Consider the following 12,128-nt stretch of genomic DNA (forward strand, 5'->3'; position numbering starts at 1 on the left):
ATGACATCGGCGCAGCTTGCCCTGCCGGGTGTTCCGGATACAGTTGATACCACCCGAGTGGTCGAGCAGATGGTGCGCCGGGCCGCGTCGATGGGATACCAATCCTGGTGGCGACGAGCAGAATCCGTCGGATTCTGCGCTCACCCCATCCAGCTGATCGGTACCGATGAGTACGGGCGTCAGCGGGTGGTGTGGACGCGGTGCAACAACCGTCGCGCCCACATTTGCCCGTCGTGTTCAGATCTCTACGCCCGCGACACCTGGCAACTCGTGCACGCCGGCGCTGCGGGAGGCCACCACGGCATGCCCACCGCGGTGGGCGATCATCCGCAAGTTTTCCTCACCCTGACTGCCCCCAGCTTCGGGGCCGTCCACACCGCCACGACGTCGGGGGACAAGAAAGCGCAGGTATGCCGAGACCAGCACCGGATCGGCGGCTACCGCCGCTGCCCGCATGGAAAACAATTGTGGTGCAGCATGTCCCATGATCATGGCGACGAGCGGGTCGGTCAGCCGCTCTGTCCGGAGTGCTACGACTATGCCGGGCATGTCCTGTTCGCCTGGCATCTTCCCGAACTGTGGCGACGCTTCACCATCACCATGCGGCGCACCCTCCGCAAAGAACTGAAAGCCACCGGTGTGGATCCGGATGCGGTGCGGGTGAGCTTCATCAAAATCGTCGAACTGCAAGCCCGCGCCATCCCACACATCCACGCCCTGATCCGCCTGGACCCCCAAGACGACCCCGATCAGACCGATTGGGAATCACCCATCGGTGCAGTCGAACTCGCCACCATCATCCAACACGCCGCCCGCACCGTCACGCTCACCATCGACGATCCGACCGCTGATACCGATGCGCGGACGATGCGTTTCGGCACACAGATCGACACCCAACCCCTCGCCGCATCCGCAAAACCAGTGAAAAGTGCTCCACCAGAACCAGAACCAGAACCAGGGTCAGGCTCAGGACGGTCCATGTCTGGCCGGCTGGTGGCACGCTATCTCGCCAAGTATGTCACCAAATCCTTGGTAGACCTCGGAATCAGCGCGCGCCGCCTATCTACGGAAGCCATACCCGACCTGGACGTGTCAGAGCATGTGCGGACCATCCTGACCACCATCAGCGATCTCGCGGACAAAGGACTGTCCGGCATCGGGCGGTGGTTGCACACCCTCGGATTCCGCGGCCACATCACCAGCAAATCCCGCCGTTATTCCACTACCATGACCGTGCTGCGCGAACAGCGCGCCATTTGGACGCGTGAAGAACGCTTGAAAAGCACTGCATACCAATACGATCCCAACTGTGACTTCGCCGGTCGCGATGATCTGGTGGCGTGGGAGTTCGAACGTGCCGGCCTCGGCAGCCTCGGCGATCGCAGTCTCGTCTATTCCGCGGCCCTCCAACGCATCCACTCCCGCCTCATCGGACTGGTAGAAGCACGTCGCCAAGCCCACAACGAACAATGGGATCCGCTAGGGGCAAGCGATGGCTGAAAGATGCCCGACTACGACACATGCTCGCTCCGAGTGTGACGTTCGAGTCGATGCTCCGAACATGTCAGAGGGAGGTGTTGAAATTGACCTGCCGAACCGGTATCGGCTCCCGCGCGAGGCCAACCGCGCGCTGGTAAACGTCATACTGGCTATGCGGGACCGGACGCCTAGATCAGGGAGGGGAGTGGCATGAGCCTCAGGTTCGCCTTCTATGGCCGAGTGAGTACCGAGGACGCCCAAGATCCGGAGGCGAGCCGCAGCTGGCAGAAACGTCGTGCCATCGATCTGATCAGTCCGCATGGCGGCGTCCTCGCCGCCGACTACTTCGATATAGGCCAGAGCCGGTCGCTTCCCTGGAAACGCAGGCCGGAGGCTTCACGTCTGCTCGCAGATGTCACTTCTCGTGGCCGTGGCTTCGATGCCGTCGTGATCGGGGAACCTGCTCGCGCGTTCTACGGACCGCAATTTGCGCTCACCTTCCCGGTGCTCACGCACTACGGGGTCGGCCTATGGGTGCCTGAAGTTGGCGGAGCGGTTGATCCCGGATCCGAGGCACACGACCTCGTGATGACGCTCTTTGGCGGAATGAGCAAGGGAGAACGTGCGCGAATCCAGATGCGCGTGCGTACCGCGATGTCGGCACTCGCGCAGGACACAACCAGATACCTCGGCGGTCGCCCACCGTACGGTTATCAACTCGTCGATGCCGGCCCGCACCCAAACCCCGCCAAGGCAAGTCTTGGGCAGCGTCTTCACCGCCTGGAGCCTGACCCCGAGACCGCCCCGACCGTCGAGCGGATCTATCGCATGTATGCCGATGGTGCTGGCTTGCGCTTCATCGCACAGCAGCTCACCGACGATGGAGTGCCATCACCGAGCCAATACGACCCGGCACGGAACCGGCATCGTGACCCACGTGGATGGTCCCATTCGGCGATCCGCGCCATTCTCGACAACCCTGCGTACCGCGGTATCCGTGTCTGGGGCAAGCAGGAGAAGTATGAGGTCCTTTTGAACCCCGATGATGTCGCCGCGGGATATGAGACTCGCATGCGGTGGCGCGATCGGGCCGACTGGATCGCACCCGATCGACGCACGCACGAAGAGCTGATCCCTGATGAGCTGGCGCAGGCTGTTCGTCTCCGGATGCAGGCGCGGCGTGGTCCCGGTCGCGTGTGCAGCAGAGAATCGACAGTGCCGTATGCGCTGCGTGGGCTGCTGTTCTGCGCCGCATGTGGACGGCGAATGCAGGGCGCCGCCCGGCCGGGGAAGCAAACAACGCGGATCCTCTACCGTTGTGAGTTCGGCAAGTCACGTTCTGTACCTGTGGACCTGAGTGATCATCCGCGCACCGTCTATCTCCGCGAAGACGCAGTGACAGCGCGACTCGACGAATGGATCGCCACTCTGGCCGATCCAGAAGACCTCGCACGCGGGCAAGACGTGGACCCGGCGGCCGGACCTGGCTACGCCGCCTTGCAGCGCCAGCTGAGCGAGGCGAATGCCAAAGTGGCTGCCTTGATCACCGCCGTGGAGTCTGGCGTGGCCGTTGAGGATCTAACTGCTGCGTTGCGTCAACGTACCGCCGAGCGCGACGAGCTGAGGGCACGCGTTGAGCGAGTGGAGCGGCCCCGCGCCATGTGTGCCGCCGAGATCAGTGAGTTAGTTAAGGAGTTAGGCGGACTGTCGGTCATCCTCGGCGCGGCAACCGGAGCTGAGCGCGCCGAGGTGTACGCAAGCTTGGGCCTGCGTCTCGACTACGACCCGCATCTTCGGCGAGTCACGGCGACTGCCGACCTGAGTCGTGTCGCCGGATGTGTCCGAGGGGGGACTTGAACCCCCACGCCCGTTAATAGGGCACTAGCACCTCAAGCTAGCGCGTCTGCCATTCCGCCACTCGGACCGTCCCACGTCTCGCGCGGGCAGCTAAGGCTATCGGATCAGGCAGCCCGAACCCAAACCCACTGCCCCTGGTACGAATGGACACTGTGACAGGACCCGCGGATGAGGTGGTCGAGCTCGTCAGCTCGCTGATTCGCTTCGACACCTCCAACACCGGAGACCCGGCCACCACCAAGGGGGAGGGCGACTGCGCCCGCTGGGTGCAGGCCCAACTCGAAGAAGTCGGCTACGAGTGCGAGTACCTCGAGGCCGGTGCCCCGAACCGCGGCAACGTGTTCGCCCGCCTGCCGGGCGCCGACGCGTCGCGCGGCGCGCTGATGGTCCACGGGCACCTCGACGTGGTGCCCGCCGAACCGGCCGACTGGAGCGTGCACCCCTTCTCCGGCGCGGTGTCCGACGGGTATGTGTGGGGCCGCGGCGCGGTCGACATGAAGGACATGTGCGGGATGATGATCGCCGTCGCCCGCCACTTCAAACGCGAGGGCATCGTCCCGCCCCGCGACCTGGTCTTCGCGTTCGTCTCCGACGAGGAGCACGGCGGCACCTACGGCGCCGACTGGCTGGTGGACAACCGGCCGGACCTGTTCAACGGCGTCACCGAGGCGATCGGCGAGGTCGGCGGATTCTCGCTGACGGTGCCGCGCCGCGACGGCGGCGAGCGCCGCCTCTACCTCATCGAGACGGCCGAGAAGGGGCTGTCGTGGATGCGGCTCACCGCGCGCGGACGGGCCGGGCACGGGTCGATGGTGCACGACGACAACGCGGTCACCGCCGTCGCCGAGGCCGTCGCGAAGCTCGGCCGCCACCAGTTCCCGCTGGTGCTGTCCGACACCGTCCACCAGTTCCTCACCGCGGTCGCCGAGGAGACCGGATACTCGTTCGACGTCGACTCGCCGGATCTCGACGGCACGATCGCCAAGCTCGGCGGCATCGCCCGCATCGTCGGGGCCACGCTGCGCGACACCGCCAACCCGACGATGCTCAAGGCCGGCTACAAGGCCAACGTCATCCCGCAGACCGCGGAGGCCATGGTCGACTGCCGGGTGCTGCCGGGCCGCAAGGAGGCGTTCGAGCGCGAGGTCGACGCGCTGATCGGCCCGGACGTGGTGCGGTCCTGGGAGCGCGACCTGCCGTCGTACGAGACGACGTTCGACGGCGACCTCGTCGACCAGATGAACGCCTCGCTGCTGGCGCTGGACCCCGACGCGCGCACCGTGCCCTACATGCTCTCGGGCGGCACCGACGCGAAGTCGTTCCAGCGGTTGGGGATTCGCTGCTTCGGATTCATCCCGCTGCGGCTGCCGCCCGAACTCGACTTCGCCGCGCTGTTCCACGGCATCGACGAACGGGTACCCGTTGACGCGCTCGAATTCGGCGCCCGGGTTCTGCAACACTTTCTCGAGCACTGCTGAGCGGTTCCCTCCACGCGAAAGGACATCATGGCTTTTCCGTACAACCCCTATGAGTTCCTCCCGAAGCTGCCGTCGTTCACGCTGACCTCCGAATCGGTCACCGACGGCCAGCCGCTGTCCAACGACCAGGTGAGCGGCCTGATGGGTGCGGGCGGCTCCGATGTGTCCCCGCAGCTGTCGTGGTCGGGCTTCCCCGAGGAGACGCGCAGCTTCGCGGTCACCGTCTACGACCCCGACGCCCCCACCGGATCGGGTTTCTGGCACTGGGCGGTGTTCAACCTGCCCGCCACGGTCACCGACCTGCCCGCCGGCGTCGGCGACGGCAGCTCCAAGGGCTTCCCGGGCGATGCGGTGACGCTGGCCAACGACGCGGGTATGAAGCGGTTCGTCGGGGCCGCGCCGCCGCCCGGCCACGGCCCGCACCGCTACATCATCGCCGTGCACGCGGTGGACGTGGAGAAGCTCGACATCCCCGAGGACGCGACTCCGGCCTACCTCGGGTTCAACCTGTTCAGCCACGCGATCGCCCGCGCACTCATCCACGGCACGTACGAGCAGAAGTAACGCCAGACCCGCGAGCAGACAGAGAATCGCGTTCTGCGGCCTCGGGTCACGCGATTCTATGTCTGCTCGCGCAGCGCGGAGCCCACCGCCTCGCTCAGCGATGCGAAACCCTCGGCGCGCAACCGGGCCGCGAGCCCGTCGTGAATCCGCTTGGCCCACAGGCCGCCTCCGTAGACGAAGCCGGTGTAGCCCTGCAGCAGTGAGGCGCCCGAGGTGATGCGCTCCCAGGCGTCGTCGGCGGTCTCGATGCCGCCCACGCTCACGAGCACCAGCCGGTCCCCGGCGCGGCGATACAGCCGGCGCAGCACCTCCAGCGACCGCGCGGCCACCGGGGCGCCGGAGATCCCACCCGGACCGAGGTCGGCCACGCCGGGCGTCTTCAGCCCGTCGCGCGAGATCGTGGTGTTGGTGGCGACGATTCCGGCCAGCCCCAATTCGATTGCCAGGCCGGCGATCTCGTCGACATCGGCGTCGGACAGATCGGGCGCGATCTTCACCAACACCGGCGTCGAGGTCTGGGCACGCACCGCGGAGAGGATGGGCCGCAACGCTTCCACCGCCTGCAGATCGCGCAGGCCGGGGGTGTTCGGGGAGCTGACGTTGACCACCAGGAACGCGGCGAGCGGTCCGAGCTGGCGGGCGCTCTGCGCGTAATCCTCGACGGCCCGGTCGGCGGGCGTCGCCTTGGTCTTGCCGATGTTCACCCCGACGGGCGCGTCGGAGGTGTGGCGGGTGAGGCGCTGCGCGAGCCGGGCGGCGCCGTGATTGTTGAACCCCATGCGGTTGAGCAGCGCCCGGTCCTCGGGCAGCCGGAACAACCGGGGCTGCGGGTTGCCGGGCTGCGGCTGGGCGGTCACGGTGCCGACCTCGGCGAACCCGAAGCCCAGCGCGGGCCAGGTGTGCAGTCCGAGGCCGTCCTTGTCGAATCCGGCCGCCAGGCCGAGCGGCCCCGGGAAGTGCACGCCGAACACGGTGCTGGCCAGGACCGGGTCGGAGGGTGCGAGCCGGCCGCGCAGCGCGCGACGGAGCGGGCCCGGTGCGGTCAGGGTGCGCAGCAGCGCGAACACCCAGATGTGGATGCGCTCGGGGGAGATCAGGAAGAGCACCCGCCGCAGCGCGTGATAGCCGCTCACTGGCCGGGCTGCTCCGCCGCACTCGCGGTCTTACGGCGTCGCAGCAGTACCCGGCGGCTGCCGTCGGTGTAGGCCCGCACCCGGGTCAGCTCCCAGCCGCGGTACTCGGCCTCGATGGACAGCCGGATCGACGCGCTGATCCTGGTCACATCGGGTGGTAGCCGCAGCGGCACCCACTCCCACTCGTCGGATGCCTCCGCGACCACCTTGTCCCAGGCCGCGGGCATCCGACCCCGTGCGCCGGCCGTCACCGTGGCACCGCCGCACCCGGGATCACCTGCACACCCGCTCCCGTTCCTGACACCACATAAAGAGTGCCAGACGCGTCGTCGTAGGCGAGGAGATTCGGTTGCTGCACGGTTCTGTAACGCACCCTCTCGACGGGTATTCCGGTGGACAGATCGTAGCCAATCACGGTGTTGGCCGCCGTCTGCGACACCCACGCCAGCTCCGGCGACCCGGTCAGTCCGTACGGGGCGCCGGGCACGGGGTAGCGCTGCCTCATGATCAGCGGATCGGTGCCGAACACCAGCAGTTCGTCACCGCGGGTGTCGGCGACCAGCACCCGGCCCTGCGGGTCGGCGGCCATGGTGGTGGCGCCCTCACCGGCGCGCAGCGCCTGCGCCGCCTTGGTCCCGCTGGCGTCGACCGTCGTCACCGAGGTCTGCCCCCGGTCGAGGACCACGGCCGTATTGCCCTGGGTGACAAGCGCGTCGACGCGCGCGAAGATCCCCAGCCGCGCAGCCACCGCCGTGTCGGAACTCAGCGTCAGCACGGCGCCGTCGGAGGTGCCGAGGACCAGCCGCCCGTCCTCGCGCCGGGCGATCGCGGTGAAGTCGGTGTCGGCCTCACCCTCCACGTCCACCGGGGCGACGGTGCCCGCCGCGACGTCCACCCGCAGGTAGCCACCGCGGGTGGCGAGGTAGAGCCCGCCGTCGTCGTCTCCGGCCATCGCCGTCGCCGGCGCGGGGGTCAACACGGTGCGTGGCGGCGCGGCCGAGGTGAACACCGTCAGCGCCGACTGCCCCTCCGGTCCCGGGCCCAGCACCACCAGCGAACGGGTGGCCGGATCGAACAGCGCCGCCGCGGTGTCCGCGCCCACCGGCCGCACGGTGCCGTCGGGCTCCCCCGTGACCGGGGGCGACGATGCGGCGGTGGCAGGCGTGATGGTCGGTGGTGGCGCGTCGACCGGACTGGACGAACAGCCGGCGAGCACCGCCAGCGCCACCAGGGCACCGGTCAGCGGCACGGGTCGGGGGTTTACGCGCAGCGGCAAGGGGTAGCTCTCGGTGTGTGCGAAGGGAAATTCTCGGCGTGGGCGGCTCGGTGCGCCAGTGTAGGCAGTGTCGGACCGACGGATTCTCGCCGTTTCCTAGACCGTCTTACATAAGTCTCGCTACGGTGACGCCATGACGCTGGTCACCGAGGGTCGCGCCGGCACCACCGCCACCGCTACCGCCTTCGAGTTCGAAGACATCTCCACGGGTGTGCACGCCAGCGGGTTCGGGCAGGTCGGCGACGGCCGCAGCTTCTCCTTCCACGTCGAGCGCCAGCTCCTCGTGGTCGAGGTCTACCGGCCGCGCCTGCGCACCCCGGTGCCCACCGAGGACGACGTGGTCGCCGCGACCACCCGCAAGCTCACCGACATCGACCTGACCGACGAGCGCAGCCTGGCGGCCGCCGTGCGCGACGCGGTGTCCTCCGCACAGCCGGTGGCGCGACCCGGTCGCTGACGCCCCGTCACGGTACGGTCGTCGTCGTGATCGACGCACCGGCCATGTCGTGGTTGCAGGTCATCGTCCTCGCCGTCGTGCAGGGCCTCACCGAATTCCTGCCGGTGTCCTCCTCGGGTCATCTCGCGATCGTGTCGCGGGTCTTCTTCGACGACGATGCGGGCGCATCGTTCACCGCCGTCACCCAACTCGGCACCGAGGTCGCCGTCCTCGTCTACTTCGCCCGCGACATCGGGCGCATCGTGCAGGCCTGGTTCCGCGGCCTGCGCCGGCCCGAACACCGCGACGCCGACTACCGGCTGGGCTGGTATGTGATCATCGGCACCATCCCGATCGCCGTGATGGGGCTGCTGCTCAAAGACGAGATCCGCACCGCCGCCCGCAATCTGTGGGCCATCGCGATCGCGCTGATCGCGTTCTCGGTCGTCATCGCCGCCGCCGAGTACTTCGGCAGGCAGGTCCGCCACGTCGAACAACTCACCTGGCGTGACAGCGTGATCGTGGGCGTCGCACAGTGTCTGGCGCTGCTGCCCGGGGTGTCGCGGTCGGGGGCGACGATCAGTGCGGGCCTGTTCCTCGGCCTCGACCGTGAACTGGCCGCCCGGTTCGGATTCCTGCTGGCCATCCCCGCGGTGTTCGCCTCCGGCCTGTTCTCGCTGCCCGACGCCTTCGCCCCGGTGGGCGAGGGGATGAGCGCGAGCGGTCCGCAGCTGCTGGTCGCGACGATCATCGCGTTCGCCGTGGGCTTCGCGGCGATCGCCTGGTTCCTGCGGTTCCTGGTCCGCCACGGTATGTACTGGTTCGTCGGCTACCGGGTGGTGTTGGGTGTGGTGGTGCTGATCCTGTTGTCCACCGGGGTGGTGGCCGCGCAATGACCGTGATCCTGCTGCGGCACGGCCGCTCGACGTCCAACACCGCGCACACCCTCGCCGGCCGCAGCGAGGGCGTCGACCTCGACGAACGGGGTGCCGAACAGGCGCGGGCCCTCGTCGGCCGCATCGGTGAGCTCCCGGTCAAGGCGATCGTGCGCTCACCGCTGCTGCGGTGCGAGCGCACCGTCGAACCGCTGGCCGCCGCGCTCGGGCTCGAACACGTCGTCGACGAACGCCTCACCGAGGTCGACTACGGCGCCTGGACCGGTCGCAAGATCGGCGACCTGGTCAAGGAACCGCTGTGGGCGGTGGTCCAGCAGCAGCCCAGCGCCGCGGTGTTCCCCGACGGCGAAGGCCTGGCGCAGGTGCAGGCCCGCGCCGTGGCGGCCGTCCGCGAACACGACCGCCGGCTGGCCGAGGAGCACGGCGGCGATGCGCTGTGGGTGGCGTGCAGCCACGGCGACGTCATCAAGGCGGTGCTGGCCGACGCCCTGGGCACGCACCTGGACAGTTTCCAGCGGATCACCGCCGATCCCGCGTCGATGAGCGTGATCCGGTACACGACGCTGCGCCCCTTCGTGGTGCACGTCAACCACAACGGCGCGGAGCTGGCCGCGGGGTTGATGCCCAAACCCGCGCCGGCCGAGGGGCAACAGGACGGTCCTGCGGAAATGCCGCCGGAGGACGCGGTGGTCGGCGGTTCCACGGGCTGACCCGCCACCCGGTATTTTGGAAGGTGCCATGGCCCGAGCAATTCACGTTTTCCGCACGCCCGACCGCTTCGTGGCCGGGACGGTCGGGCAACCCGGAAATCGGACGTTCTACCTGCAGGCCGTGCACGACAAGCGCGTGGTGTCGGTGATCCTGGAGAAACAGCAGGTGGCCGTGCTGGCCGAACGGATCGCCGCGCTGCTGCAGGAGATCAACCGCCGGTTCGGCACCCCCATCCCGCCCGACACCGGTGAGGTCGACGACCTCAGCCCGCTGGTCACGCCCGTCGACGCGGAGTTCCGGGTCGGGACGATGGGTCTCGGGTGGGACTCCGAGGCGCAGACCATCGTCGTGGAACTGCTCGCGGTGTCCGACACCGAATTCGACGCCTCGGTGGTGCTCGACGACGCCGAGGACGGCCCCGACGCGGTGCGGGTGTTCCTCACCCCCGAGTCGGCCCGCCAGTTCGCGACCAGATCCAACCGCGTCATCTCCGCAGGCCGTCCGCCGTGCCCGCTGTGCGACGAACCCCTCGACCCGGAGGGGCACATCTGTGTGCGCACCAACGGCTATCGGCGCGGCGCGCTGGCCGGAACCGACGACGATGACACCGACAGCTGAGGGCGGCGCATCCGAGGGTGCAGACGGGGTCACAGCCGACGGCACGGTGATGCGGTGCGGCGAGTTGACCGTCATCGGCCGGATCCGCTCGGCGAGCAACGCCACGTTCCTGTGTGAGGCGCATCTGGACGATGCGCAGATCCACTGCGTGTACAAGCCGGTCGCCGGAGAGGCGCCGCTGTGGGACTTCCCGGACGGCACGCTGGCCGGCCGCGAGTACGGCGCCTATCTCGTCTCGGCGGCGTTGGGCTGGAAGATCGTGCCCGACACCGTGATTCGCGACGGTCCGGCCGGACCGGGAATGGTGCAGCGGTGGGTCGACCAGCCCGGCGACGAGGGTGACGAAGACCTCGGCCCGGACCTCGTCGACCTGTTGCCTGCGGGCCGGATCCCGCCCGGCTACCTGCCGATCCTGCAGGCCTACGACTACGCCGGTGACGAGGTCACGCTGGTACACGCAGATGACAGCCGGCTGCGGCGGATGGCCGTGTTCGACGTGCTGATCAACAATGCCGACCGCAAGGGCGGCCACATCCTCGCCGGCATCGACGGCCGGGTGTACGGCGTCGACCACGGCGTCAGCCTGCACAGCGAGGACAAACTGCGCACCGTGCTGTGGGGCTGGGCGGGCAAACCGGTCGACGACGAGACCCTCGAGGTGGTGGCCCGCCTCGGCGACGAACTGCGCGACGGGGGACTGGCCGACCGGCTGCGGCCGCACATCACCGCCCGCGAGGTCGCCGCTTTGCGTGCGAGAGTCGTTGACCTGCTTGACAATCCGGTGATGCCGACGCCGGACCGGCGCCGTCCGATCCCGTGGCCGGCCTTCTGATGCAGAGCGACGCCGAGCTGGCCGCCGCGGTGGCCGTCGAGGCCGGCGAGATGCTGGTCGCGCTGCGCGAGGAATACGACTGGTACCACCCCTACGACCTCGGCGACGCCGGCGACAAACGCGCCAACGTGCTGATCCTCGACCGGCTGCGCGAGCACCGGCCCGACGACGCCGTGCTGAGCGAGGAGGCGGTCGACGACCTGGCCCGGGTGGACGCCGAACGGGTGTGGATCGTCGACCCGGTCGACGGCACCCGTGAGTATTCGCTGCCGCCGCGGTCGGACTGGGCCGTGCACATCGCGCTGTGGCAGCGCGACGGCAGCCCCACCGGCCGGCTCACCGACGCGGCCGTGGCGCTGCCGGCCCGCGGCGAGGTGTACCGCACCGACACCGTCGCACCACCACCTGAGCGCACGGACGGGCCGATCCGCATCACCGCCAGCGCCACCCGCCCGCCCGCGGTGCTGTGGTGGATCCGCGACCGCCTGGACATCGAGATGGTCCGCATCGGCTCGGCAGGCGCGAAGGCGATGGCCGTGGTCCGCGGCGAGGTCGACGCGTACCTCCACGCCGGCGGCCAGTGGGAATGGGATTCGGCCGCACCCGCTGCGGTGGTGCAGGCGGCCGGGCTGCACGCCACGCGGCTCGACGGCTCCCCGCTCGTGTACAACCGGCGCGACCCCTACCTCCCCGACCTCCTGATGTGCCGGCCGGAGTTGGCCGGAGTGCTGCTCGAAGCGATCCACTCGGCATACCGGGGGGAATGAAAGTGCCGTCGTCGTTGTCGCATTGCTCTGACACTGCGCACCAGCGGGAGGCTGCCCTGATCCAACAACCTAGAGTCGAGG

At 68.7% G+C, this 12,128-nt stretch carries 13 protein-coding genes and 1 tRNA gene; 10 read left to right on the forward strand and 4 right to left on the reverse strand.

Annotated elements, in window-relative coordinates:
* Both G6N30_RS05495 and G6N30_RS05500 read left to right on the forward strand, forming a co-directional pair.
* The gene (locus G6N30_RS05495; RefSeq protein ID WP_011560559.1) at positions 1 to 1,500 is read left to right on the forward strand and encodes a replication initiator; all 1,500 of its coding nucleotides are present in this window, start codon (positions 1 to 3) and stop codon (positions 1,498 to 1,500) included.
* A 189-nt stretch (positions 1,501 to 1,689) separates the two neighbouring features.
* On the forward strand, positions 1,690 to 3,336 hold the full coding sequence (locus G6N30_RS05500; protein ID WP_011560558.1) for a recombinase family protein: 1,647 nt from the start codon (positions 1,690 to 1,692) through the stop codon (positions 3,334 to 3,336).
* On the opposite strand, the gene G6N30_RS05505 is transcribed toward G6N30_RS05500, so the two are convergent.
* Positions 3,318 to 3,403 (reverse strand) — tRNA-Leu (locus tag G6N30_RS05505). The genes G6N30_RS05500 and G6N30_RS05505 overlap by 19 nt on opposite strands.
* 76 nt (positions 3,404 to 3,479) lie before the next feature.
* Here G6N30_RS05505 and G6N30_RS05510 point away from each other — a divergent pair.
* On the forward strand, positions 3,480 to 4,814 hold the full coding sequence (locus G6N30_RS05510; protein WP_134060366.1) for a M20/M25/M40 family metallo-hydrolase: 1,335 nt from the start codon (positions 3,480 to 3,482) through the stop codon (positions 4,812 to 4,814).
* 27 nt (positions 4,815 to 4,841) lie between these two features.
* Entirely contained in the window at positions 4,842 to 5,378 is a 537-nt protein-coding gene (locus tag G6N30_RS05515; RefSeq protein ID WP_134060367.1) for a YbhB/YbcL family Raf kinase inhibitor-like protein, read from the forward strand.
* A 56-nt stretch (positions 5,379 to 5,434) separates the two neighbouring features.
* Here G6N30_RS05515 and G6N30_RS05520 read toward each other — a convergent pair whose 3' ends face one another.
* The 3 genes from G6N30_RS05520 to G6N30_RS05530 are packed head-to-tail and all read right to left on the reverse strand — an operon-like array spanning position 5,435 to position 7,787.
* Positions 5,435 to 6,511 carry a quinone-dependent dihydroorotate dehydrogenase gene (locus G6N30_RS05520; protein ID WP_134060368.1) on the reverse strand — a complete coding sequence of 359 codons (1,077 nt, stop codon included), beginning with the start codon at positions 6,509 to 6,511 and terminating at the stop codon, positions 5,435 to 5,437.
* Positions 6,508 to 6,738, reverse strand: coding sequence for a DUF5703 family protein (locus tag G6N30_RS05525; protein WP_163687885.1), 231 nt, complete (start codon positions 6,736 to 6,738; stop codon positions 6,508 to 6,510). Before G6N30_RS05525 ends, G6N30_RS05520 begins: the two co-directional genes overlap by 4 nt.
* A 20-nt stretch (positions 6,739 to 6,758) precedes the next feature.
* Positions 6,759 to 7,787, reverse strand: a complete 1,029-nt coding sequence (locus G6N30_RS05530) for a YncE family protein (protein WP_134060370.1) — start codon at positions 7,785 to 7,787, stop codon at positions 6,759 to 6,761.
* A 133-nt stretch (positions 7,788 to 7,920) separates the two neighbouring features.
* On the opposite strand from G6N30_RS05530, the gene G6N30_RS05535 reads away from it, so the two are divergent.
* Genes G6N30_RS05535 through G6N30_RS05560 form a run of 6 tightly spaced genes read left to right on the forward strand, consistent with a single transcriptional unit; the run spans position 7,921 to position 12,047 of the window.
* Complete coding sequence (locus G6N30_RS05535) at positions 7,921 to 8,244, forward strand: hypothetical protein (RefSeq protein ID WP_134060371.1); 324 nt, start codon at positions 7,921 to 7,923, stop codon at positions 8,242 to 8,244.
* Positions 8,245 to 8,288: 44 nt separating this feature from the next.
* Positions 8,289 to 9,119, forward strand: a complete 831-nt coding sequence (locus G6N30_RS05540; protein ID WP_134060554.1) for an undecaprenyl-diphosphate phosphatase — start codon at positions 8,289 to 8,291, stop codon at positions 9,117 to 9,119.
* A complete protein-coding gene (locus G6N30_RS05545; RefSeq protein ID WP_134060372.1) occupies positions 9,116 to 9,829 on the forward strand; it encodes a histidine phosphatase family protein in 714 nt (237 codons plus the stop codon). The genes G6N30_RS05540 and G6N30_RS05545 overlap by 4 nt, the downstream gene beginning before the upstream one ends.
* Positions 9,830 to 9,857: 28 nt before the next feature.
* Complete coding sequence (locus G6N30_RS05550; RefSeq protein ID WP_134060373.1) at positions 9,858 to 10,448, forward strand: Rv2134c family protein; 591 nt, start codon at positions 9,858 to 9,860, stop codon at positions 10,446 to 10,448.
* Positions 10,432 to 11,280, forward strand: coding sequence for an Rv2133c family protein (locus G6N30_RS05555; protein WP_407664705.1), 849 nt, complete (start codon positions 10,432 to 10,434; stop codon positions 11,278 to 11,280). The genes G6N30_RS05550 and G6N30_RS05555 overlap by 17 nt, the downstream gene beginning before the upstream one ends.
* Positions 11,280 to 12,047, forward strand: a complete 768-nt coding sequence (locus G6N30_RS05560; protein WP_134060556.1) for a 3'(2'),5'-bisphosphate nucleotidase CysQ — start codon at positions 11,280 to 11,282, stop codon at positions 12,045 to 12,047. Before G6N30_RS05555 ends, G6N30_RS05560 begins: the two co-directional genes overlap by 1 nt.
* The last annotated feature ends 81 nt before the right edge of the window (positions 12,048 to 12,128 follow it).

Origin of the sequence: Mycolicibacterium litorale, assembly GCF_010731695.1 — a bacterium.
GTDB lineage: Bacteria > Actinomycetota > Actinomycetes > Mycobacteriales > Mycobacteriaceae > Mycobacterium > Mycobacterium litorale.